Below are 24,487 nucleotides of genomic sequence, written 5' to 3'. Positions count from 1 at the left end.
TAGAGGGTGCGCGCTTTAGGGTGTGGCCTGAGGCAATATCTCCAGGCCGAAACGGTGAACTTTAAGAGGTGAGATTTTGGTATTTAAAGATAAGGCGCGGGTGGTCGTGTCTGGGGATGTTGCCGCCCGTAGATAAGCTTCAAGACCGCTGGCGTCCGTGTCTCGTGGGGTGCTCGTCTCTGCCAGAGCGCTGAGAACAGTACGCGGCCCATCAGCCGTTGCGGGGACAGACAATACAATCAATTCTTCAAAAGCACTTAAGCCAAGGCCGTCGTGATCCCAATTTTCCATCTGAAACCCAAGGCGTTTGGTTTCTCCTGACGCCAAACGGTTAGACAGGGTGCCCTGAGGCCAAAGGGCATCGATCTGAAATGCGCCGTCAATATAAAGCACCGTGATGTCTTGGGCTTTGGTGGATAGATTTTTGATCTCCAACCACAGCTGGTCGCAATGGATCAAAGCGTCACCAGATACGATGGCGCTTTCCTCGGCGGGTTTGGTCGCGCATTTCGCGCCAGAGAGCTGACCTTTTTTCCGTGTTAGGTCAATTTTTACGCCGCCACGCCCAAGGCTAAAGCCCTTGTGTCCACCTTCGGCCAACGCCAAGGCGCGCCGCAGGGTGAAGGCTTGTGCGGCCCGTTCGATCCACGCGCGCAAATCTGTTGTGATGTTGCCGTCGTCGGATGGAAAAAAGCGTGGTGACGTTTCTGGCCCGTGGGGATCAAGCACACCATCGGGCCCAGTGATGGCAATGCCGCCTTGGGTGAAAAAAAGCGCAGCGTCAAAGTCGACGTCAGAAAGCACAACACCATCCAATGACATCTGGTCGATCGCGTCCTCAAGCGGGCGGTAGTGATAACCATCAAATGTGTCCACCGCGGTAGGCGGGGCAATGATCATCGCCTCTGGTGCACCTGGATGCAAGATTTCTGCATATGCCGTTTCGGGCATAATGAACTCTCCAGAGGGGGCCAGTTTTGATGTTGTTGCGGTAATCGATACGACCCTTGCGGTCCCCAAGCTCTGCTCGGCCTCAAGGGAGTCGAAAATGGCAATTTCGGCCCCAACGGTCAGCCCATCTAGGGCGCCACTCAACAACGTGCCATTCTGGGTTGAGAGGCGTGTTTGTGTATCCGGCGCAGACCCAAAAACAGGTGTGTCCAATAGAGGGCCTTCGGCATCCGGTGTTTGTGTCGCTGTGGCCGACGCGCGCCGCATGTCCTTGCGTGTGACTTCCAGCAACTGCTCATAGGTCAGGTCCGGATGGTGTTGCAAAGCAGTAGCAATGCTGCGGGTGAAATCCCCGTACCACGCAGGAGAATCTCCAGTGCTGGTAAGAGGGTATTCAAATGATCTTTGATCGGATTGTGACGAATACAAGAAGACAAACTCACCATCCAAAGCGGTTGGTGTGACTGTGCCATCACTCAAGGTTGCCTGTGGAATGCCCAGACTTTCCGGGGCGACATAGCGCGCCACCCCTTTCGCGCCGATCGCGCGAAATCCGGTGCCAGAATGACAGGCATCCACGATACCAACCAATTGCGCGCCATCTTGGGTGATGGCCGTCATTTTTTCGCGCAACTCGTCATCTACTATGGCATTTTCCACGGCGCCAATCGCGCCTTTCCAATTCTTGGCATCAGACGGCAGGAAAATCTCGTCATAGCCGCCTTGTTCGTCACCATCGATGTCGGGCGCCTGCGATCCGTGCCCCGAAAAGTAAAAGAGCGCGGTGTCGCCAGTGGCTGTCACCTTGGCAAGGTCCTCAAGCGCGGCCAAAATGTTGTGCCGTTCTGGCGGCTTGATGGAATACGTATCTGCAAGGTGCGTGCCATCAGATGTCAGGATCGTGATGTTTTCGGGGGGGACGCCGCGTGCGGTGAGGGCTTGGGCCATCAAAGCAACGTCATTCGCCGGGCCCTTAAGATCTGCATCCAGATAGAGATAGTCGCTAACGCCAACAAGCACGGCGTGGGTTTCGGCCGCAGCAGGCATGGCAAAACTGGCCATGGCGGGCGCCATAACAATAAGTGGGACTGTGAGGCGTGATCTGAAAATTGCTTTACCCATGGTCAGGAAGGATAATGCGCAACAGGGATGATGCAAGCCTGTGCCGAATGTTAAAGGAATTTGTCATCCAGGCCCCGTCATAATGTTCGTTAATTCTTGATCGGGGTGATGCGCCGTGCATTTGGTGACACGGTTGACGCAGACTGTTTCAGGCTTTTCAGAAATCCGTTGAACTCCGAACTGCGGCGAGTGCTTTCGCGTCCTGCAAGAATGGCAAGGTCCACTTGCGGTGCGGGCAACGTCAAACGCGTTGGAATTTCGTTGAGCTGACGGCGCATATCCGCATCTAAGTCTGCAAAGGAAATGTCCCCGACAAACAGTTTTACGTCCGCACAGTCCCAGTTTTCGGAATGCCCACGCAGCCGCACCACATCGTCAGGCGAAAGACCACATCGGAAATCGATAAGATCGGCGTGCCAATTGCGCAGTGTTAGACGCATCACGTCGTACCCGACACGTGTTGCGGCCCCCGTTGCACTGCTGGCGATCGACTGTGCCAACTGAAGCCCGCCGGGGCCTTTGATATTCTGGGTCCAGCGGTAATCTTTTTGTGTGCCCGCATCCGCAACCAGAAACAGCATGCGCTTGATTTGTACGGCTTGGCGCTCGGTTAAGGGCCCATACGAGTTTTTGGCCTTGGCGCGTGCTACGGAAAGACCTGTGGTCCCAAAGTTATCCGTCACAGCCCCGTCCAACAGTTTCACATACCGGACTTTTGCGGGATCTCGATAACTTTCAAGGGCTTGCGCATAGGCCCGCATTGCCGAGGTCGACTCGGGGTTGTGGCGTGCTGCAACCAGCCAATCAGGTTCGGTATATTTACAGCCTTGATGTGACTTGAGCACGATCGGGCTAAAGACAAGAGGCACCGCAGCGGATGCTGCTACGGCCTCTGAAATGGGCAGCTGAGACAGATCACTACACAGTGCGTCAAATGTCTCTGGTGTGAACAGGAATGGTGCGTTGTTGGCGATATCGCTGGCATTTATCCACGTTTGGATATCCCTGTTTTTCAACAGTTCTTTGTAAGTTGCCCCATGGAAAATCGTTTCGTCCATAAATCGCGCAAAGGTGTCACGGCTGTTCACCCCGCCCGATATGCCCTTGGAAAGGGTGATGGGGTTGAAGGCCGATGTAGACATGTATTTTTCGCCATCTTTGACAAGATAGCCGTCGCGATAGGTGCTTAGCCCCTTTGGCCCACGCAGGCCATAATAGGCCGCAGTGACCGACCCACCAGAGACGCCAGTGACCAGACGGACGTGTTTTAACAGCCCGTCAGGGTTGGACTTGGATCGGCTGGTGGCTTGCAATTCGGTCAACATGCCGTGGGCAAACGCCGAGGCGCGCGTGCCGCCGCCTGAAAACGCCAAGCCGATATAAACACTATCGTCCAAATTTTCAGGGATAAACGAGGTGTCGGCGGATGATGAGGATTGCCCAGCAGAGATGGGTTTGTTGATTGGCTGGTTGATGGCGGCGCATCCGGCAATCGTGAGGGCAAGGGCACCCATGGCGTTGCGAGACATCGGAGAAAGCGACTTAATCATCAGTAAAAAATGGGCCAGCCTGTTACAATTGTTCAAGCTTAGGCCATCGGGTTTCAACGGCAAACCCTTTTTTATCTGGGACAATCCTAAGTTTTGCGCCATGCCGCAGCGCAATGGCCTTTACAAGCGCGAGCCCTAATCCATGTCCGGGAACTGTGTCGACCTGATCGCCCCGTGTGAATCTTTCAAAGGCGCGGTCTTGCAGGCCCTTAGGGAGCCCCGGGCCGGAGTCGGAAAGCGTGAGGTTGTAATACATCCCGCTGGGCACCAAGCTTAGGTGGACGGTATCCCCAGAACTGGTGAATTTGAGGGCATTGTCCAAGACGTTCGCGAGCAAACGGGCAATCAGGTTTGTATCTCCTAACACCCACAAGTCCGGTGGCAGCGCGCAGGTCATCTCCAGATGTCTATCCTCGGCCAATGGCTCGTACAGATCAAACACGTTTTGGCAGATATCCGACAGGCAGACGGGCTTGAGTCCGGGCTGACTTCCGGTTGCGGCCTCGGCCGCAGTAATGTCCAGAAGCGCGTCAAATATCGCGACTGTGGATTGCAACTCGGCCTCAAGCGCGATGACCGTTTCATCATCCGCGTCCAGCTCGTCCAGCCGTTGTCGTATCCGATTTAAGGGGGTGCGCAACTCGTGGGCAATTGCATCGCTCAAGTCAGATGTGGATTTTTGCAATGCGCCAATACGGTCCAGCATATAGTGCAAGTGATTTTCGAGCGCGCCGAACTCGTCGGGTGTTTGTGGGCCAGGGATGCGTGCATCCAAATCCCCCTGTGCGACCTTGTCCGCCAATCGGTTGATCCTGTTGATCCGCCCCAAGACAAGGCGGCTGACCATCCAGCCACCTAAGATGCTGAGTGCGCTCATCCCCAAAGCGACATAAAAAATCCGCCTTCGCAGATCCGTTAAGAGCTGCGTTTGTCGACTTAGCGAGTGGGCGACCAAGAGTGGAAACCCGCCGGGTAAATCGCGCGCCACACCGATATACGCATCCGTATGGTTGTCGGGCGTCGTCATCTCGAATTCTGCGATGGGGTCGGTTTGAAACCCGTTTCCGATGGGGGCAAGGCCTGCTGGCCACTCGGGGATATTTCCCGCAAGGACCTGCCCTTTCTTGTCTAGCAACAAATAGACATAGTCGTACGTAGGGCGTGCCGTTGCACGAAACTCCATGGCTTGCCGCAATGCCGGAATTCGCCGTTGGTCATAGAGTGCACTATAGGCATCTAGATCGGCTTGCAGGTCGTTGATTTGACTTCTCGCCAGCTCGGAACGCACCTGCAGGTACTGGACTGAGAGGCTGATGACCGAGAAACCCGATATCAGCAATGCCACCAAAACGGTTACGCGCAGACTTGCTGAGGTGCGTAACCCTTTCATTTCTATCATGCCGAGACCGCGATTTGCGGCAGAAACATGTATCCGGCGCCACGGGAGGTCTGGATATAGCTACGTCCCGAGGCTTCTTCGAGTTTGCGGCGCAAACGCCCGACATGCACATCAACCACGTTGGTTTGCGGATCAAAATGCAAATTCCAAACATTTTCCAAGAGCTGCATGCGGGTCACGGTGGCATCTGCATTGATGGCAAAAAAGCAAAGCAAATCGAATTCTTTTGGCGTGACAGGAACATGGTCGATCCCGAAATGCACTGTTCTTGCCTTGCGGCGAATTTCCAAATCGCCAAATGCGATCAAATCGTTGTCGCTTGTTTGAATTGTCACGCGTCGCATCAATGACTGCATGCGTGCTCGCAACTCTTCTGGGTCAAAGGGTTTGGCCAAATAATCATCAGCCCCCTTTTCCAAGCCTTCGATTTTGTTCGCGGATCGCCCAAGTGCGCTGACCACCAAAATCAACGCGTTTGATCCGGCTAAGCGCAGCTTTGCGATTGCGTCAACGCCATCACCGCCGGGCAGCATGCGATCAATCACGATCAAGTCAAAGCTTCCGGTCGTGGCCAATTCAAGCCCACGGTCATATGTCGCTGCTGTGGTCGGCTCGCCGCCAAGATCGCGGGCTGTGCGTTCAAACACGCGGCTGCTCACTGGGTCGTCTTCGACAATCAAAACTTGTGTCATGATGATAACCTTTCCGCTTTGTTAAATATCAAAAGATCACGATCTCTTCGTCAAGAACATTCGCGCCGCTGACTGGACGAAGACGTCCGGGCTTGCGCCATGGGTCCAGAACAAAATGACGTGTCGAGCCATCCGAAAGGGCCACAAGGACAAGCGCGGGCTGTTGGATGCGAAAATCTGCGAGAAGCGCGCCATTTTTCGCAAGGTCCTGGCTGTTGATCGCAATGATTTGATCTCCTGCCGAGAGGCCCTCGAAATGGGCAAGGCTGTTTTGTGTTACACTCAGAATACGGCCGTCAGAACTTAGCTGTAGCCCGATGTCTGACATGGAATAGTCAAGTGTTTCCAATGGAAGCCTCGCTTCGGGGGCTGCCTTGAGGTCGGGTTTTTGCGATACCTGAACGGACAGCGTCTTGATGCGTTTTCCGCGCAGCACCTTGAGATCTACAACGTCCTGTATGGCGACGTGTTCAAGGGCAAACGCCAGATCACCGGGCACAGTAAGCGGCTGATTCCCCAGCGAGACCATGATATCTCCGGCCTGCACGCCAGCGGCCTCGGCGATACCGCCAGCCATGACGTGATCTACGAGAATGCCGGACGCTGGGCCCATTTCAAGGGCTGCACCAATCCGTGGCGACACGGGGCGCACACGCAAACCCAGAGTCTGCATAGGCGGTTGTGTTGTGGTATGCATGGCGTCACGCACCCGGACAAGGTTACCTGCTGGGATGGCATACGCGATGCCAATAAAGCTTCTGAAACCATCGGCGATTTGGCTATTCATGCCGATCAATTGTCCTTTGGCGTCCACCAGTGGCCCACCCGAGCTTCCGGGATTTACGGCGGCATCATGTTGTATCATCCGAACGGGAACATTTGCTTCGATTTGGCGTCCGAGTGCAGAGACAATGCCCCGCGAAAGGCTGAAGTCTGCGCCGTATGGCGCGCCGATGGCAAATATCACCTGCCCGAGTTCAGGCGCGGTTTTTGCGACTTGAATAGGGCGCACAGTGTCGAACGTGTCCGACATGACTTGCAGTATTGCGATGTCGCGTAGCCTGTCGCGTGAAATGACCTTGGCAATTGCGGTGCGGCCATCGCTCGCGACCAGCCGCACGGTCCTTTCCGCACCCACGACATGGTCGTTGGTCATCACAATGCGGGTGGCGCCAAATAGAAATCCAGACCCAAGCAAACGTTGTTCAAGATCATTCGTTTGCACCAGAAACGTTGCCGCAATCGCTTGTTTGAGACTGGTAGGTTTGTCCAAAGGCGGATGGGCCGCTGCAGAAAATGCGAAAACCATCAGAAGGCACGAGAGTTTGAGGATATTGAAAATCTGTCGCAAGTCGGGCTTCCTTGAATTCTTAAGTTCGAACCCAACCTAATGGCCACCCTGCGCAGACGCACATGACAAATGCCGTTATAATACTGTTAGGTGGCTGAAAAACGTTGCCCGAAGGAATTTTTGGCTTCTAGTATAGAGGATATTATAAAGCAGGAGGCTTTCATGAAATCCTCGACGGCATTTATTCTTTTGCTCGTATTGAACGCCGCGGCGGTGCCGGCGATGGCGCAAAGCCAAACACAAGACAGCGCACCCGTGGACCGTTTGCGGTTGTCGGCTGAACTCTATTCTCAGGGGGTGCAAGCTCAGGACCCGCTGTTTATGCTTGTGGCTGCAAAAATGCGCAAAGCCATCGCGGTCCAATACTCTGATCGCGAGCCAACCTCGCCATACCCTGCGTCTTTGCAGTTGCCCCAAGCACAGTTCCGCACATGGCAATCTATGCTGGATGCTGCAGAAAATGCCGCTGGAGAGGATGCCGCATTGCTTGGCTTGATCGAAGATGTGCGCGCAGAAACGTCCAAGGGTGTCGCAGGTGGGCCCGTATACAGCATCACATCAATTTCGGCTGGAGGCACCGATTCATATGCATCTCTGGCGCTCAGAGGCGGCGAATATGCCGAAATATACATCGAAGGCACCGGGAGTTCAGATTTGAATCTATTTGTGCACGATGACCAGGATTGGCTTGTGTGTTCTGATACCGATGCCAGCGACATCGCGTATTGCGGTTGGCGCCCTGCGCAGACCGCAGGATTTACGATCACGGTAGAAAACACCGGTGATGCAGGAAACACGTATTCTTTGATTACGAATTAGGAGGCGGCTGATGCGAATTTTGGTTCTGACGATATTGATCGTGGCGGGGTGGTTTGCTGGTGGGCAGTCCGTAGACGCGCGTGAAAATCACGCGATCCTTATTGGGGCGTCTACCTATCAGAACTTGGACGAGCGATATTGGCTCAAGGGGCCTGCGAATGACATCGACTTGGTGGCAAGGTATCTGACGACATCGGCGACGGTCCCATTCGCAAGCCAGAACATTGCCCTTTTGGCCGATGGTGTCGAAGGTGGCACCGCTCCCACGCTGGCGGCTATACGTCAGGCGTTTGCCGACTTGGAAAAGCGCATAAGTCCCGGTGATTTTGTCTATTTGCATTTTTCTGGGCATGGGTCTCAGGCACCTGCCATTGATCCGGATTCTGAACTGGATGGGTTAGACGAGCTGTTTCTTCCGGTGGATATCGGTCCGTGGAATGACACCACCGGAAATGTGGAAAACGCACTTGTGGATGATGAAATTGGCGCGTTGATAGGCGGCCTTCAGGCGAAAGGCGCGATGGTTTGGGCGGTGTTTGACAGTTGTCATTCCGGCACAGCAACACGTGCCGCTCCTACTGGAGATGACGAGGTCCGCATGCGCAAGCTCGACGCCTCGGCGCTGGGCGTGCCGTATGACAAAATGGATGCGGCAGAAACCACAAGCCGTGCTGTTCCCAATCCGCGTGATCGGGCGCAAAGCCCGCTATCTGCGGATGGGCAAGGCAGCTTGGTCGCCTTTTTTGCGGCGCAAACCAATGAAACCACCCCTGAGAAACGTATGCCCAAGGGGCAACCCGGTCGCCGGTCACAAGGTGTTTTCACGTTTGTTCTGTTTGAAACGTTGACCCAAAATCCAGGTATTACGTATCGGCAGTTAGGCCAAGAAATTCTTAGACGCTATTCTTCGCTGAACTTGGCGCGCTCAACGCCCATGTTCGAAGGCGATCTGGATAGCACTGTATTTTCAGGCAGCCCAAGCCCCAAAATTGCGCAATGGCCTCTGGATGTGTCGGGGGATGTCATGACCATTCCTGCAGGTGCGTTGCATAATCTCAAGGTTGGTGGCGAACTTGTTTTGATGGCGTCAGCAAGCGATGCAGACGACGCTGCGCTTGGTACGTTTCGCGTCCTGTCAGCAGACACATTTTCTGCCGAGGTAGAGCCTGTGAAGACGACGAGCATTCCGCGCGGCGCATATCTGCGAAAACTTGGCGAAGACACCGATTTTCGCCTGACAGTCGCGCTGCCTGTGGCGTCTGGAGATGCGGTATTGGATCGCAAGGTCTCTGATGCGCTTACGGCTTTGCGTGCGGATGTGGGGGAACGCGGACGCCTTGTCTTTGTTGCACCAGGCGAACCCGCTGATATTCGGCTTGCTGTTTTACCGCAAAGCTCGCGCTCTGAGGATGTATGGCTCTTGCCTGCCTCTGGCATGCTCGAGGAAGGGCTTGCGAACAAAACGCCGTCTGTACGGCTCGAAGGCAAAACGACTCAAGAGCTTGCAATCGTTTTGGAAGACAGCTTCATGCACATCGCACGGGCTTTGAATTTGCTGCGCATTGGAGCCGGGCACGGGAGCTCGGACTTGGATGTGGATGTCACATTGCGTACCAGAAACAAACAAAACAAAGCCTTGCGTGACCTTGAACCCGTATCTGTGCCGCGACTGCTTCCTGGGGACGAGGTGCATGTTTTGGCGCAAAACAACACAGACCAACCAATCGATATAAACGTGCTGTTTGTCGGCAGCGATTACTCGATCTCGCATTTTTACTCTGGGCGCATGCAACCGGGGGATAGTTTGAAAAAGGGGCTGCTGCGCATCACCGACCAAAGCTTTGGGCGCGAGCGTGTGATTCTTGTGATGTCTCCTGCCAAACCACAATCAATCGTCGAAAATCTAAGCTTTATGGCACAAGACGATCTTGCTGTGACGCGGGGAACGGGCGTGTCAGCCGTGGTCAGAGCCTTTCAGGAGGCTGGGTTCGGCAGCACAACCCGCGCTGCCGTCGCCTTGGGAGATGACACCGCAGATGAAGGCCCAGCGGGACAGATATTTCAGTTTGAAATCGATACAGTTCCCGTGGAAAACTAGGCTGTGCGCGGGGCTTGGTTCACCTTTGGTGTGATGGTCTTGTTGTGTGGGACAATGACAACAGGTCGCGCGCAGGTTCCGGTTCAGCCAAGCTTGATGGACGAGGCTTTTCAAGCGGCGCAGTGGGGGTTTTTGTCTTCTGCAGGTAGCGCTCTGCGTCAAACACAGCAACGTCGGGCCGTAGGTGACGGACCTCTTGCCGACTTGCTCAAGGCGCGCCAGTTACTGGTGGATCAAATCTCAAAAACCGAAACCTTGCTCGCGTCGACGGGCACCGACAAAACGGGCGAAGCGCGAGATGCCAAAGTGCGACTGGCCGGCGATCTTGAAGGACTGAATGCCGAGTTACGTGATCTCGACACAAATCTGGACCAGAATTTCCCCGAATTTAGCAGACTCACAAATCCGCACCCTTTGTCGCTTGACCAAGTGCAGGCGCTGCTTGCGCCGGATGAGGGGATGCTCTTTGTTTTTTCTGGACAACAAAACAGTTTTGTCTGGGCGATAACGCCAACCCGCATTGCGTGGCATCGGGTTGGGCTTGGGCGCGTGACGCTTGCAGATAGCGTGGGGCAAATCCGTCAGTCGCTGCAGCAGGCCACGTTGTTGCGAGGCGCTGCTGGGCTGGATGATGAATTTGGAAAACCCAAAACGGCCGCGTTCGATCGCGTGTGGTCCGGGTTATTGTATGGCGAATTGTTGCGTCCGCTTGAACCGACCCTCAAGGATGTCAAACATCTCTACTCCGTGGTTGATGGGCCTTTGACGGGGTTGCCGTTATCGTTGCTGGTCACAGACTGGCCTTTGACGGGCGAAGACGATGACCCAGAAGTGCTGCGACGTACAAGCTGGCTGTTTCAAAAGCACGCCATGACGACCTTGCCGTCGGTCGAGAGCCTGCAATTGATTGTTCAGCGACGATCAGAGCCTAAAGTTAAAGAAGATTATGCCTTTTTGGGGTTTGGTGATCCCGACTTTTCGGGGCAAGAAATGTCACAGCCCAGCGGTTCTTTGTATCGTGCTGGCACTGCAGACTTGGAAAGCATACGCGCCTTGGCTCCTTTGCCGAACACGCGTCGTGAAATTCGTGAGCTGTCTGCAATTCTGGGACCCGAGACGAGCCAAATCTACTTGGGACCTCAAGCCTCCGAAGCCACCCTGCGGCAAGCTTTGCCAGTCAGGGCAAAAGTGGTTGCGTTTGCAACGCACGGTTTGCTGTCTGGCGAGCTTAGGGGGCTTGCTGAGCCAGCCTTGGTGTTATCCCCGCCTGATCTTGCGACACCCGCGAATGATGGTTTGCTGAAGGCGTCAGAAATTGCAGAACTGACCATTGATGCAGATTGGATTGTCCTGTCGGCTTGCAACACCGCGGGGGGCGACGGAACACCGGATGCCGAAGGCCTGTCGGGCCTGACACGGGCATTTTTGTTTTCTGGTGCGCGGGCCATTATGGTGTCTCACTGGCCGGTCCGTGACGATGCTGCCGCGCGGCTGACGACCCAGACATTTGGATATCTGGCAGATGCAGGCAGTGGTGCACCCCGACGCAAGGCAGAGGCACTGCAGCATTCGATGCAGCTGATGCTGGATGACACGTCGGATCCAAGTTTGGCGCATCCGGCGGCGTGGGCCCCGTTTGTCGTTGTCGGTGATGGGGGGGATTGATGCGCGGACTTGCAAAAATTCTGTGCACCGGGTGCCTGAGTTTCTGCTTGGCCACGTCGGTGCCCGCACAACAAACACATGATTTTGACACGGTCGTTGCCGGGTTGGAAGAGGTGCTTGCGACGGGGCAGGGGGACGAGGCCGCTTACCTGTATCTGACAAATGTTCTGCGGACGGCGCGGGCCTCAGGCACGATCACACCGGATTTTGCGATCTTTTACGCGATGTTGACCGATGTCGTGCGCAATTACAAAAAGAACCCCGGATTTGCTTTGATCCTCGCAGAAGAAGGGTTGGCATTGATTGCAGGGGACGCGTCACAGGATGATTTTCGCCCGATCCTTCAGGTGTCTTTGTCATATGCGTTGGCGGATATGGGCCGTCTGCAAGAGGCATATCAGCTTTCTGTTTTGATCACGCCAAAACTGCGAAACATATTTGATGATGCCATGGCCGACAGCTATGAGGCGGACGCTGCATATTGGGGGCAGGGGACGCTCTCAAAGTTCAACAGTGCCGCGACAGACCTTGCGCGCGACGTTCTGGAACGGGCCGCATCGCACCTGCAACAGAACCAGTTTGCGTCGGTACTGAGCTTAACCAGCACCGCAGTGTTGCCCTTGGATATGGGGTTGGACGATCGTGAAGTCCGCCGTCTCAATGCCGAGCTTGAGTTGTTGAATGGGCGTGCTTTGACGGGGCTGGGCAGAGGCGTCGACAGCGCCAATGCGTATTTGCGCGCACTTGGGTATCTGACCACGTCACCTTGGGATTTTCATGGCGCGCCTGACTGGAATAGCCCTGAACCTCTTTCGGCAGAGTTTGCCGAAATGTCATTTGATATTTTGACGGAACTCGCGTCCGTCGCGTCAAATCTCGGGCGGCGCGATATTGAAACGGCAGCGCTTGAGGCCGCGATCCCATTGGCGGACGATCACGACGAACAAATCGAAATGATGTTGCGGCAGGCGGTGTCGGCTGTGGTCGATGGGGATATGGAAAAAAGCCTGCGCCTGCTGGGCGCGTTTCGCGATACCGCTGTGGAAACTGGCGATGTCGTCAACCAATTGGCTGCGGAGTATTATATTCATCTGGCGCGTGCGTTTATTGCCATACGCCAAGAAAGGCCCATCCACAGTGCTGGCTTGATCGCATCGACGGATGCGTTGATGGCATATTATCAGGAAAATATGCTCTCTGATGGGGCGTTTTTCCTAAAGGATGCGACGCGTGCTCTGGCGTATTCTGATGCATTTGCCAAAACGTTAGACTATGCGAGGCGCAGCCTGTGGAGCCGGCAGGCGGCTTTGAACACGCGTGAGGATACCGTCTTTGGAGCACGTGCGGCCAAGCAAGAGGCGCATGGTATTCTCGAGTCATTTTTGTTGGCGGCGCATAATGCATCGGCGGCAGGACTCGATGCTCGGTTGATGGCTCCCGACTGTGACGACGTTCACGGCTTTTTGGGGTGCACAATTTATCAGGCGCCGCAGTAAGGTACGGTGTTCACCTAGATAAAAAGAAAAGGCCCGCCGCAATGGCAGGCCTATCCGATATTCATATGTCCAAAAAGTAGGTTTAACCCAGTTTTTCGGTCAATTCTGGAACTGCAGTAAACAGATCGGCCACCAGACCAAAGTCCGCGACTTGGAAGATTGGAGCTTCTTCGTCTTTGTTGATGGCCACGATGATTTTCGAGTCTTTCATACCAGCAAGGTGTTGGATGGCACCGGAGATGCCCACAGCCACATACAGCTCTGGCGCAACAACTTTGCCTGTTTGACCTACTTGCCAATCGTTTGGTGCATAGCCCGAGTCAACAGCCGCGCGCGATGCGCCAACCGCAGCACCCAGCTTGTCAGCCAGTGTTTCGATCAGTTTGAAGTCTTCTTCGGAACCGACACCGCGGCCACCAGACACAACCACACCAGCCGAAGTCAGCTCGGGACGATCGCTTGCGGCAACCTTGTCCTCAACCCATGTCGACAGACCTGGGTTTTCAGCGGCCGAAATGGCTTCAACAGCCGCAGAACCACCTTCGCCAGCAGCGTCAAAAGTTGATGTCCGGAAGGTGATGACCTTTTTGGCATCCGACGATTTGACAGTCTGAACAGCGTTGCCAGCATAGATCGGGCGCTCGAACGTGTTGCCATCGACGACGCCAGACGCGTCAGAAATGACCATAACGTCCAATAGTGCAGCCACGCGTGGCATCACGTTTTTAGCGTCAGTTGTTGCCGGGGCTACGATGTGCTCGTAATCACCTGCGAGCGAGACGATAAGCGCTGCAGTTGGTTCCGCCAGGCGGTGGCCCAATGTCTCATCTTCGGCGACCAGAACTTTGGCAACACCGTCGATTTTTGCAGCAGCTTCACCAGCAGCGGCAGCAGATGCGCCAGCAGCCAGAACGGTCACATCACCCAGCGCTTTGGCTGCGGTGACAGCTTTGGCTGTGGCGTCGAACGCCAATTCGCCATTTGTGACTTCTGCGAGAAGAAGAACAGCCATTATACAGCCCCCGCTTCTTTAAGTTTCTCAACCAGTTCGTCTACCGAACCGACGATGATACCAGCTGCGCGTGCTTCTGGTTCGGCGGTGCCAACGACTTCCAAACGAGGAGAGACATCAACGCCATAGTCATCCGCAGATTTCTCATCCAGCGGCTTTTTCTTGGCTTTCATGATGTTTGGCAGCGAGGCATAGCGAGGCTCGTTCAAACGCAGGTCAACGGTGATGATCGAAGGCATCGTCACGTTGATGGTTTGCAGGCCGCCGTCAACTTCGCGGGTCACAACGGCTTTGTCACCGTCGATATCCAGCTCGGATGCAAAGGTCCCTTGCGACCAGCCCAGCAGGGCCGACAACATTTGGCCGGTGGCGTTCATGTCGTTGTCGATGGCTTGCTTGCCAGCGAGAACCAGACCGGGCTGCTCTTCTTCGACCACTTTTGCCAAGATCTTGGCAACGGCCAAAGGCTCGATGTCTGTGTGAACGTCATCTGTCGCGACAACAAGAATGGCGCGATCTGCACCCATCGCCAGCGCGGTGCGCAGGGTTTCTTGAGATTGCTTGACGCCGATCGATACAACGACCACTTCGTCAGCTTTGCCAGCTTCCTTCAGACGGATCGCCTGTTCGACTGCGATCTCGTCGAATGGGTTCATCGACATTTTTACATTGGCGAGATCAACACCGCTGCCATCCGCCTTCACACGGACTTTCACGTTGTAGTCAATCACGCGCTTGACAGGCACAAGTACCTTCATGGGCGTAGGACTCCTTAGTTTGTGAGCCGAGAACGACTCGATCAAAAGCTCTCTCGCACGTGATATATTCTTGCGCGGTCCTGAAACAGCGCAAAATCGTCACGTTAGGGTTAAGCGACGTCGCGTTTTGTGTTTTGAGAGCAAATTCTTTGCAAGAATGTTACCGAGCTGAAAAGAGTTGACGTAACGATACGCGAATTGTCCCGTTACGTCGAATGGCGTTTGGGCTTTCTAATCCGCTATTTTACGACTTTGATGCTGTGGAAGCAGCGAGCGGAGGAACGCAAATGACCCAAGAGCCAAATGTGAAATATTCTGTGGATGGCAAAGTCGCGACAATTCAGTTGAACCGTGCCAAAGCCATGAACGCAATGAATACTGAGGTTCGCCAAGAAATTCTGACCGCGCAAGCCAAGGCCGAAGCCGATGATGCCGTGCGCGTGGTCATTTTGACCGGCTCGGGAACGTCGTTCACATCAGGCACGGATCTAAAAGAGCTTGGTGATTTCGCGACTCGCAAAGGTATGTTCGATATCTCGGTGCGTGATTACAAACCGATCATTGATGCCATCACACAAAGCCCCAAGATATATATTGCCGCGATCAATGGCGTTGCGGGCGGGGTTGGTCTGTCTATTGCGCTGTCCACGGATCTGGCAGTGATGGGGGAAAGTGCAACGTGTTTTGCCCCGTTTTCAAACATTGGGTTGGTGCCTGATGGTGGCTTAAGTTGGTTGTTGCTTCAACATATGGGGTCCAAGCGCGCGTTTGCCGCGATTGCGCAGGCGGACATGATTGATGCAGCGACATGCCGCGAGCTTGGTCTGGTGAACAAAGTGGTTCCGGATGAAGACTTGCGTGCAGAGGCCGCAGAATGGGCGGCCATGTTGGCCGAGCGCGCACCACTAAGTTTGTCATACGCGAAAAAGATCATGCGGGCGGCACACACGCAAAGCCACGAACAAATTGCGCTGATGGAAAGCGAATACCAAATGAAATGCGCGAACTCGGAAGATTCCGGGAATGCGATTTCAGCGTTTTTCACCAAACAAAAGCCGGTCTTCAAGGGGCGGTAATCACCACCATGTTCAAAATGCGCCCTTTCTGACGAACGTGAGAAAGGGCCGCATCTTTAGCGGTTGGCGCCAGGCACCCAGAGCACATCAGATGCGCCATTGTCGTTGGCAATGCGTGCCGCCACAAAAAACCAATCTGATAAACGGTTCAGGTATTTGACTGCATGCGGGTTCACGTCTTCCTGGGTCGACAATTCGGTGGCCAACCGCTCGGCGCGTCGGGCCACCGTACGGCACACATGTAAATGCGCCGACAAAGCCGATCCACCAGGGAGAATAAAGCTGCGCAGAGCGCTCAGCGAGGCATTCATGGCGTCAATTTCGGTCTCGAGACGTGTGGTTTGGCTTTCTACCATCCGCAGTGGTGGGTACTCTGCGGTTGCATCCGAGGATAGGTCTGGTCGGCATAGGTCGGCCCCCAGATCGAACAGATCGTTCTGAATGCGCGACAAAGCCACATCCATGTCAGTGTCGGCATGCAGGCGCGCGACACCAAGTGCGGCATTCAATTCGTCTGACGTTCCATAGGCGTTTACACGCGCATCATGTTTTGCGACGCGATCGCCGTTTCCAAGAGCCGTGGTGCCCTTGTCTCCGGTCCGTGTGTAAATTTTGTTTAGAACGACCATGCGCTTACCCTTTGCCTCGAATCCAAATGAAACCCAAAATCAAAACAATCGCGACAAACTGTGCTGCGATGCGATACCGCATGATCCGGTTTGCGTGTTTGCGGTTGAAATCTCCGCCTTTGGCGAAACCGCCAATCCCAATCATCAAAATGATCAACACGCCTACGACGGATGCAACGACAACATAAAACAGTGGATCATCTGCCATGATTCTTCTCCTTCATCAGGCGTTGCCGTGGTTCTAACGTGTCCAATGGAAAATCGAAACTGCTATCACGGGTTCGCGCTAAAACCCTAGTTGGGAACTCGGGCACCGCGTTGAAAGGTTGGCGTCAAATTTTCCGAGAACTTTGATCCCTGTCACATCTGATCGGCCTGTGGGAGTATACAATCAAAAACACATATATGTTTTGAAATAACTTTGAATTGTTCTCGTGACAGGCGTGCGTCGTGATATATTATGGATTGGAAGGGCAACAGTTTGGATAAGCTAGAAGAGTTTCTTCACCCCATTCGCAAGCGGTTAAGCCGCGCGGAGCTTGTTGCGCATTTTTTGCCACCATCCCGCCGACAGGCCTATGTATATGATCATGCCTTTTTGAACGAGATCGAGGCCGTCGCCTATCCCTATGCGCAAGGGTTTGGACGTGTTCCCGATTTTGCCAACCCGCACTGTTTTGCTGAGAAAAATCGCGCATTACAACTGATGCACCCCAACCCGCTCATGTCGCTTGTCGCTGACAAAAGCGCGGTCCGGAAGTTCTTTGATTATAGCGGTGTTGAAACGCCTTCGAGCAGGGTTATTAAGGTGTTTGATGATCCGGACCAGATTGAGTGGAGCAAGCTTCCTGATCGTTGGGTGCTCAAGGTGTCTGACGGAAGTTCGATGCATCTTGTTCATACGCCCGATGACCCCACAACCGAACGAGAGCTACGCAAGGCGATCAAAAAATGGAAGTCTCTGGACCACTGGAGGCGGTATGCAGAGTTGCACTACAAAGATTTGCCGCGTCGCTATGTTCTTGAAGAGTATCTCCCTTCGGACAAGTTCGGCCGAGAATGTAAATTGGTTTGCATCCATGGCGAGCCGTATTTTATTTCGATATTTGATCGACATAAGGGCGAAAGGGACTGTTTCGACGGGGAATGGAAGCCCCAGCATATTGCGATGGCCGGATATCCGCATCCGAAACATGATACGCCACGCCCCGAGAAGTTTGACCAAATTTTGGCGGACGCACGTCTTTTGGCCCGCCAGTTCATTCATGCGCGAATTGACTTCTTGGAAATGAATGACCGCCTGATTTTAGGCGAGGTGACATTGACCACGCATGCGATGCGTGAACCCCCTGTGCCCGCCAGAGTCTTTGATGACATGGGCGCAATGATGGATATGTCGACATTGCCGAAATACCTTGATCACGGTCGTAAGGTTGCCAAGGCCCTTGGCTGGCCACTTGAAACCAGTTGGGGCCACCACGCTGGCGATCCCCTGTTGGCCACCGCAGGGCGTTAGCTTTTGGCAAGTATCCAATCCAACTGGCGTGTTGGCAGAATGCGCCGCAGCGCACCCATGATATAGGTGGCCTTGGTGACATAATATCGGGGGCGCGGTCGTCTGGCGGTCAGTGCATGTGCCAGCTTTGCTGTCACGGCGCTTGATGGCAGCTCGAAAAGGTCGGGTTTGTCGGTCTTTGCATAGAGGCGCTTGCGCAAACTGTTGCGATATTGATCCGCACGTGGGCTGGCTTCCCAATCAATCCATTTTTCGAACTGTTTGGTTGCATTGATGCGGAAATCGGTGGTGATTGGTCCCGGTTCGATGAGAGAAACGTGAATGTCAGTGTCCCGCATTTCCAATCGTAGCGTATCCGTCAGCCCCTCCAGTGCAAACTTGGTGGCGATATAGGCCCCCCGCCATTTCATCGGGACAAGCCCCAAAACCGAAGAGCAGTTTATGATCCGCCCATGGCCCTGCGCGCGCATGATCGGGATGACGCGGGTTGTCAGGTCATGCCAGCCAAACAAATTTGCCTCGAATGCGATACGCAACGCATCGCACGGCAAATCTTCGACCGCGCCGGGAATGGCATAGGCACCATTATTGAACAGGGCGTCCAGTGTGCCCCCCGTTTCTTTCAGCACCTGAGCAAGGCCGGCTTGGATGCTATCGGGGTCTTCATAATCGATGCGTGGGCTCTTGAACCCTTGTGCTTCAAGGCGATCACAATCGTCTTGTTGTCGGCAGGATGCAAATACCTGCCATCCTTGCGTATGTAAGAATTGTGCGGCGTCAAGACCGATGCCGCTGGAACAGCCTGTGATGAGAATGGATTTGCCTGTCATGTCGCGCCTGCGGTTATTTTGTTTCCAAAGCTATGGAATGCATGGCGTGTAAAATCAATCAGTTCTGTTTTTGCAAAAGCTTGGCCGATGTCCAGCCGATGCGCCCGCCTTCGACAACTTTGACTTTGACCCAACCGTTGCCGGGTTCTTGCAGGATTTCGACGGTGGCCCCACGCGAAAGTTTGGCCAAAACGCTGTAGCGTGTTCCCGGGCCATTTCGCATGTTGATGCGAGATGCGCGCACACGTCGAATATCAGTAACCCGGACGGGGTCTGTCGGAGGGGTGGCAAGCGACGCCTGCGACAGGCGTGTTTCGTGAGTGGTGGGTGTGGCTTGTGTCGGGGGGACAATGCTGAACGGCGTCGTGCCCGGTGTCGGTATGGGCAACGATAACAAGGTGTTTCTGCGTGTCTTGGGGATAAAGGCAACGGTTGAACTCAGAGACGCGGATTGAATAGACGCGGTTGTTTCCGAGTTGGATATGGTGGTGTGAGTGGTGGCTTGAGAGGTGTTCGAAATTGTCGATGTTGCGCCTGTGGCCAAAGCCGTTTCAGGCGCAGGCGCAACTTGGCCTGACGCGGCCGCGCGTGCCAGTCGCGCAGGAGGTTCTGGTTTAAAATCAGCACCTCCGCTGACCTCGTAAAAGGCCCATCCCATGAAGACAAAACTAAGAAGAACAAAACGCGACACAATCGAAACCTTGTAGTGAAAGTCGGGGTGAATAAGGTGGAAACTCAATAAATTCTGTATAACACATTTTTATGAATTTGGTGCGAGTGGAAAAATCCTGATTTTTTCCCCGTGTCTGCTTTACCGCCACATGCCTTATGTCTACACCGATACTATGACTGATCTTGTAGATGATGATTTGCCTCTGGGCGAAGTGACAGAACCTCTGCGACGTGCGATCGGCGATCGCTATCTGACCTATGCGCTGTCGACGATTATGCACCGTGCTTTGCCGGATGCACGTGACGGGTTGAAGCCGGTTCACCGGCGTATCCTGTACGCGATGCGCGAACTCAAACTGTCCTCAACAGGTGGCTTCCGGAAATCGGCCAAAATCTCTGGTGATGTGATGGGGAACTATCACCCGCACGGCGATGCAGCGATTTATGATGCCATGGCCCGCTTGGCGCAGGATTTTGCCGTGCGCTATCCGTTGGTGGATGGTCAGGGGAACTTTGGCAACATCGACGGGGATAATCCGGCGGCGTCGCGCTATACCGAGGCGCGCATGACGGCCGTTGCCGAGGCGATGCTGGATGGTCTGAGCGAAAATGCGGTGGATTTTCGCGAAAACTATGATGGCACACTGACCGAACCTGTTGTGTTGCCTGCGTCGTTCCCGAATTTGCTGGCAAACGGGTCGTCGGGAATCGCTGTTGGGATGGCAACAAATATCCCACCTCATAACATCAGCGAACTTTGCGACGCCTGTCTGCACATGATCAAAGTGCCGGACGTGCGCGATGATACATTGCTCAACTATGTGCCGGGGCCTGATTTTCCGACCGGGGGCGTGATCGTCGAGCCGCCCGAGAATATTGCCCAAGCTTATGCGACAGGGCGCGGATCGTTTCGCTTGCGGTGTAAATACAACGTCGAAGATTTAGGGCGGGGTCAGTGGCAGATCGTGGTCACGGAGATTCCGTACCAAGTTCAAAAATCCAAACTGATCGAGAAGATCGCAGAACTGATCCAATCCAAGAAAATTCCGATTTTGGCGGACGTTCGAGATGAATCAGCAGACGATATCCGCTTGGTGCTCGAGCCGCGCTCAAAGAACGTCGACCCCGAGGTTCTTATGGGGATGATGTATCGCAATTCTGATCTGGAAGTCCGGTTTAGTCTGAACATGAATGTGCTGATCGATGGGGTTACGCCCAAGGTTTGCAGCATGAAAGAAGTGCTGCGTGCCTTCTTGGATCATCGGCGCGAAGTTCTGCAACGCCGCAGCCAGTTCCGTCTTGAAAAGATTGATCACCGTCTCGAGGTTCTGGAAGGGTTCATTATCGCCTTCCTGAATTTGGATCGTGTGATTGATATCATCCGCTATGATGATGCGCCCAAACAGGCGTTGATGGCCGAAAACTGGGGCCTTGATCACGTTCGCGCCACATCAGAGCATGATTATGTGTCGCCATTGCCCGCCAAAGGGGCAGGAGAACTCTCCGAGGTTCAGGCTGAAGCCATTTTGAACATGCGCTTGCGCAGTTTGCGCCGCCTTGAAGAAATGGAACTTGTCCGCGAGCGCGATGCCTTGATGGAAGAGCGCGCTGGACTCGAAGACTTGCTCGAGAGTGAAGGCCTGCAGTGGGACAAAATCGCTGAGCAGCTTAAAGATACGAAAAAGATATTTGGCAAAAACTATGAGGGCGGCGCGCGCCGCACGATGTTCTCCGAAGCGGGCGAGATCGAAGAAGTCCCGCTTGAAGCGATGATCGACAAAGAGCCGATTACGGTCGTCTGTTCTCAAATGGGGTGGATACGCGCGATGTCAGGTCACATTGATCTGACCCGCGAGTTGAAATTCAAAGATGGCGACGGGCCAAGTTTCATTTTCCACGCGGAAACCACCGACCGCTTGCTGGTGTTCGCAAGCAATGGGCGGTTTTATACCCTCTCGGCGGCCAACCTGCCGGGTGGGCGCGGAATGGGTGAACCTTTGCGCTTGATGGTTGATCTGCCCAACGAAGCTGAAATTCTGGATATCCTTATCCATGCACCTGAGCGCAAGCTGTTGGTGGCGTCATCCGCCGGTGATGGGTTTGTCGTGCCTGAAAAGGACGTGATTGCCCAAACCCGTACCGGGAAACAGGTATTGAACGTTAAGGACGATGCAAAGGCCAAGATTTGTATTCCGGTCAGCGGTGACCACGTCGCGGTGGTTTCGGAAAATGGCAAGTTCTTGGTGTTCCCCCTGACAGATCTTCCTGAAATGGGACGCGGCAAGGGGGTTCGTATTCAGAAATACAATATGGCCCGTGGCCGCCAAGGGACGCTCGAACTGGACGGTGGGTTGTCTGATGTCGTGACCTTTAACTGGGATGATGGGTTAAGCTGGGAAATGGGCGGCGGCAAAACCCGCCACGAGCCTGATCTGAGCGAGTGGCTTGGCAAGCGCGCCGGTGTTGGTAAAAAACCGCCTTATGGTTTCCCGAGGTCGCACAAGTTTCGCTAGTGAATGCCGTGGATCGTCACGCGGCGCCTTATTCAGAGGCGTCGTGTACAGGGCGCGCCCGTAGCCATATGCCGTTATCCGGACGTAATGTCAGAATCATCACGAGCTCGGGCGGGCAATCCTCGACCAAACTGAATTCAAAATTCGCCAGCAGGTGCGCCAAAATCAGAATGGCCTCTTGCAATGCAAAGCTGGCCCCGATGCAAATGCGCGGGCCGTCTCCGAATGGCAGATACGCATAGCGGTTAATGGCTTTGCGATCGGCGAATCGTTCTGGATCAAATGCGTTCGGGTTTTCCCAAAGTTGATGGTGGCGGTGGAGTGCATAAATCGGGATCATCACCGTGTCGCCTGCTTTGACCTCTCGGCCACACAGCGTATCGGGAGCTTGGGCCGTGCGCGACAAGATTCCCGCCGGAGGATACAAACGCAGGGCTTCATCCACGATCTGGCGTAGAAACGGAAGGTTTGTAATGCCGTTCGGGTCGCCTTGCAGGGCCTGCTGTGCCTCAATGCGTGCACGGGCTTGGACCTGTGGATCAAAGGCACACAGGTACAATGACCAAGCCAATGTCAGCGCCGTTGTTTCATGACCCGCCACGATAAACGTCAAAATATTGTCGCGCAGCTCGGACGTATTCATGCGCCGCTTGGTTTCGGGGTCTTCGCCCGCCAGCAATAGATCAAGCAGATCAGGGACATCACTTGGGCCGCGCGCTCGGCGGTCTTCGATGGCTTGGTCCGCCACTTGTTTCATTTGCTGAACAGCGGGCCCGCCAAAGATGCGTGATGGACGCGGTATCCAGTCAGGCATCCCAACCATATCCATCAGCGAAATGCGGCCCGCCGCTGAGATATAGGCGTCAATTGCGCTGTGTACCGCTGCGCTGTCAAATGTGTCGCCATCGGAAAAAGTCACTTCGGAAATCACGTCAAATGTGGTGCGCACCATGTCGTCCATCAAATTTATCGGACGTCCTTGCGACTCGTGGATGCGTGCGATGCTGCGCTGGGCGGCTGCGGACATGACGGGGGCAAGAGCCATCACGTTGCGATGAGAAAAAACCGGGGCCGCCGTGCGCCGCTGCCAGCGCCAATGCGCATCTTCTGCAATAAACAGGCTGTCGCCAATGGCAGGGCGCAGAATGTTTTTGGTCGCGCGAGACTTTGGATAGTTTTCGACGTTCTCTAATAAAATCCGCCGAATGGCGTCTGGGTCCATCACCATGTGCCAGCGCAACCCTGTACGGCCAGAGACCATTGGTTGGCGCACGGCGAGATCTGGCAGAATGCCAAGAAGATTGCGCCGCGCGGCGCGAAAGGACCCCCAAAGCCCCAAGGGTTCGGTGACCAGAGGTGTGTGTGCTGGAAACACACTGTCTGAAGTCTGCGGGTGCGATGTTGTTGGCATTCGGGATCTCCATGCTCTCTTAGGAACATAGGCACGCGGAGGCCTTGGAGCAAACCGGTGCCATCTCACAAGCGATGTTGGCCGAAGATTGCACCCTCGTGCCGCATGCGGTATGCCGCAAGAAACACATCATCGGGGAACTGGTTTCATGATCCGCATAATCGCGCTTTGCACTGCGCTCTTGACGCTGGCCTCTTGCGCTGTCCCAACAACGCCTGTGGATGAACCTGCGGTCGACCTTGGTGACTTTGGTCTGGGGCATAATATTGTTGTCGCGCCCGAACTGACCAAAGGCCCCCTATCGCGGGAGGCGTCCAAAGAGGTCTGGATTAACTCTGTTAAGTCTGCAATCGCAGCGCGCCTTGATCGGTACGAAGGTGAGCGCATGGTGCATTTGGGCGTGAATATTGCCGGATATGTGCTGGCACAACCCGGTGTTCCGGTATTGATGGCGCCCAAGTCGGCTCTGATCGTCACGGTCACCGCATGGGATGATCGGGCGGGCAAAAAATTCAACGATGAAGCCAAAGAAATTATTGTGCTTGAAACAATAACGGGCGCGTCTGTGCTGGGCTCAGGCTATACCATGACCAAAGAGCAACAGATGGCAAACCTCAGCTATAACGTCGCGGCGCAGATCGAAGAGTGGCTTGAAGAAAATCGGGCCTGTATGACAGATTCGCCTACAGCAGCAGAATTGTCAAAATGCTGGAAAGACAACAAAGACACTCGATCACGAGAAGCAATGGAAAATCAATAGCGCAAGTGGTCCTTGATTTTTTGCGCGCAACGCAATATGTCGCGCGCGGTAGATAACTTTAGGGCCAGGTGGGCCCCCAACTTGAAGAAGGCGCCGGCAAATGGCTAAGGAAAAGTTTGAACGCAGCAAACCGCACTGCAACATCGGTACCATCGGTCACGTTGACC

General features: G+C 54.5%; 20 protein-coding genes and 1 pseudogene. 9 read left to right on the top strand and 12 right to left on the bottom strand.

What is annotated here, in order from left to right:
• Window positions 1-15: 15 nt before the first annotated feature.
• The 5 genes from FAP39_RS13200 to FAP39_RS13180 form a co-directional block, all read right to left on the bottom strand.
• On the bottom strand, window positions 16-2,013 hold the full coding sequence (locus FAP39_RS13200) for a caspase family protein (RefSeq protein ID WP_171006859.1): 1,998 nt from the start codon (window positions 2,011-2,013) through the stop codon (window positions 16-18).
• A 149-nt stretch (window positions 2,014-2,162) separates the two neighbouring features.
• The gene (locus FAP39_RS13195) at window positions 2,163-3,623 is read right to left on the bottom strand and encodes a patatin-like phospholipase family protein (protein ID WP_171006858.1); all 1,461 of its coding nucleotides are present in this window, start codon (window positions 3,621-3,623) and stop codon (window positions 2,163-2,165) included.
• Between the two features lie 22 nt (window positions 3,624-3,645).
• Window positions 3,646-5,022, bottom strand: coding sequence for a sensor histidine kinase (locus tag FAP39_RS13190; RefSeq protein WP_138016869.1), 1,377 nt, complete (start codon window positions 5,020-5,022; stop codon window positions 3,646-3,648).
• A complete protein-coding gene (locus FAP39_RS13185) occupies window positions 5,019-5,714 on the bottom strand; it encodes a response regulator transcription factor (RefSeq protein ID WP_138016868.1) in 696 nt (231 codons plus the stop codon). The genes FAP39_RS13190 and FAP39_RS13185 overlap by 4 nt, the downstream gene beginning before the upstream one ends.
• A gap of 28 nt (window positions 5,715-5,742) precedes the next feature.
• Window positions 5,743-7,065, bottom strand: a complete 1,323-nt coding sequence (locus tag FAP39_RS13180) for a S1C family serine protease (RefSeq protein WP_138016867.1) — start codon at window positions 7,063-7,065, stop codon at window positions 5,743-5,745.
• A gap of 162 nt (window positions 7,066-7,227) precedes the next feature.
• Here FAP39_RS13180 and FAP39_RS13175 point away from each other — a divergent pair, with 162 nt between their 5' ends.
• The 4 genes from FAP39_RS13175 to FAP39_RS13160 are packed head-to-tail and all read left to right on the top strand — an operon-like array spanning window position 7,228 to window position 13,143.
• Window positions 7,228-7,884, top strand: a complete 657-nt coding sequence (locus tag FAP39_RS13175; RefSeq protein ID WP_138016866.1) for a hypothetical protein — start codon at window positions 7,228-7,230, stop codon at window positions 7,882-7,884.
• Window positions 7,885-7,894: 10 nt separating this feature from the next.
• Complete coding sequence (locus tag FAP39_RS13170) at window positions 7,895-9,982, top strand: caspase family protein (RefSeq protein ID WP_138016865.1); 2,088 nt, start codon at window positions 7,895-7,897, stop codon at window positions 9,980-9,982.
• A 54-nt stretch (window positions 9,983-10,036) separates the two neighbouring features.
• Entirely contained in the window at window positions 10,037-11,647 is a 1,611-nt protein-coding gene (locus FAP39_RS13165; protein ID WP_171006857.1) for a CHAT domain-containing protein, read from the top strand.
• A complete protein-coding gene (locus FAP39_RS13160; protein WP_138016863.1) occupies window positions 11,647-13,143 on the top strand; it encodes a hypothetical protein in 1,497 nt (498 codons plus the stop codon). The genes FAP39_RS13165 and FAP39_RS13160 overlap by 1 nt, the downstream gene beginning before the upstream one ends.
• 82 nt (window positions 13,144-13,225) lie before the next feature.
• On the opposite strand, the gene FAP39_RS13155 is transcribed toward FAP39_RS13160, so the two are convergent.
• Window positions 13,226-14,155, bottom strand: coding sequence for an electron transfer flavoprotein subunit alpha/FixB family protein (locus FAP39_RS13155; RefSeq protein WP_138016862.1), 930 nt, complete (start codon window positions 14,153-14,155; stop codon window positions 13,226-13,228).
• Window positions 14,155-14,913: an electron transfer flavoprotein subunit beta/FixA family protein gene (locus FAP39_RS13150; RefSeq protein ID WP_138016861.1), complete on the bottom strand. Its 759-nt coding sequence runs from the start codon at window positions 14,911-14,913 to the stop codon at window positions 14,155-14,157. The genes FAP39_RS13155 and FAP39_RS13150 overlap by 1 nt, the downstream gene beginning before the upstream one ends.
• A 287-nt stretch (window positions 14,914-15,200) precedes the next feature.
• On the opposite strand from FAP39_RS13150, the gene FAP39_RS13145 reads away from it, so the two are divergent.
• A complete protein-coding gene (locus FAP39_RS13145) occupies window positions 15,201-15,989 on the top strand; it encodes an enoyl-CoA hydratase/isomerase family protein (RefSeq protein ID WP_171006856.1) in 789 nt (262 codons plus the stop codon).
• Between the two features lie 56 nt (window positions 15,990-16,045).
• Here the strand turns inward: FAP39_RS13145 and FAP39_RS13140 are convergent, their stop codons facing one another.
• Both FAP39_RS13140 and FAP39_RS13135 read right to left on the bottom strand, forming a co-directional pair.
• Entirely contained in the window at window positions 16,046-16,618 is a 573-nt protein-coding gene (locus FAP39_RS13140; protein ID WP_138016859.1) for a cob(I)yrinic acid a,c-diamide adenosyltransferase, read from the bottom strand.
• Between the two features lie 4 nt (window positions 16,619-16,622).
• On the bottom strand, window positions 16,623-16,826 hold the full coding sequence (locus FAP39_RS13135) for a twin transmembrane helix small protein (protein ID WP_138016858.1): 204 nt from the start codon (window positions 16,824-16,826) through the stop codon (window positions 16,623-16,625).
• A gap of 273 nt (window positions 16,827-17,099) precedes the next feature.
• On the opposite strand from FAP39_RS13135, the gene FAP39_RS13130 reads away from it, so the two are divergent.
• On the top strand, window positions 17,100-18,134 hold the full coding sequence (locus tag FAP39_RS13130; RefSeq protein ID WP_171006855.1) for an ATP-grasp fold amidoligase family protein: 1,035 nt from the start codon (window positions 17,100-17,102) through the stop codon (window positions 18,132-18,134).
• On the opposite strand, the gene FAP39_RS13125 is transcribed toward FAP39_RS13130, so the two are convergent.
• Both FAP39_RS13125 and FAP39_RS13120 read right to left on the bottom strand, forming a co-directional pair.
• A complete protein-coding gene (locus FAP39_RS13125) occupies window positions 18,131-18,964 on the bottom strand; it encodes an SDR family oxidoreductase (protein ID WP_138016856.1) in 834 nt (277 codons plus the stop codon). The genes FAP39_RS13130 and FAP39_RS13125 overlap by 4 nt on opposite strands.
• Window positions 18,965-19,022: 58 nt before the next feature.
• Window positions 19,023-19,655: an SH3 domain-containing protein gene (locus FAP39_RS13120; protein ID WP_138016855.1), complete on the bottom strand. Its 633-nt coding sequence runs from the start codon at window positions 19,653-19,655 to the stop codon at window positions 19,023-19,025.
• Window positions 19,656-19,809: 154 nt separating this feature from the next.
• Between FAP39_RS13120 and FAP39_RS13115 the strand changes: the two genes are divergently transcribed.
• Window positions 19,810-22,149 (top strand): DNA topoisomerase IV subunit A, encoded by a 2,340-nt coding sequence (locus tag FAP39_RS13115; RefSeq protein WP_138016854.1) that lies wholly within the window; start codon window positions 19,810-19,812, stop codon window positions 22,147-22,149.
• Between the two features lie 28 nt (window positions 22,150-22,177).
• Here FAP39_RS13115 and FAP39_RS13110 read toward each other — a convergent pair whose 3' ends face one another.
• Window positions 22,178-23,560 carry a cytochrome P450 gene (locus FAP39_RS13110; RefSeq protein ID WP_138016853.1) on the bottom strand — a complete coding sequence of 461 codons (1,383 nt, stop codon included), beginning with the start codon at window positions 23,558-23,560 and terminating at the stop codon, window positions 22,178-22,180.
• 148 nt (window positions 23,561-23,708) lie between these two features.
• Between FAP39_RS13110 and FAP39_RS13105 the strand changes: the two genes are divergently transcribed.
• Together FAP39_RS13105 and FAP39_RS17670 are read left to right on the top strand one after the other, a co-directional pair.
• Window positions 23,709-24,320, top strand: a complete 612-nt coding sequence (locus tag FAP39_RS13105) for a hypothetical protein (RefSeq protein WP_138016852.1) — start codon at window positions 23,709-23,711, stop codon at window positions 24,318-24,320.
• A 100-nt stretch (window positions 24,321-24,420) separates the two neighbouring features.
• Window positions 24,421-24,487 (top strand): annotated as a pseudogene (locus FAP39_RS17670) (GTP-binding protein); the annotation flags it as partial.

The sequence above is a fragment of the Shimia litoralis genome, from assembly GCF_005518135.1.
Lineage (GTDB): Bacteria > Pseudomonadota > Alphaproteobacteria > Rhodobacterales > Rhodobacteraceae > Shimia_E > Shimia_E litoralis.
The sequence above is the reverse complement of the archived record's forward strand: the minus strand, read 5'-3'. Positions and strand labels throughout refer to the sequence as shown.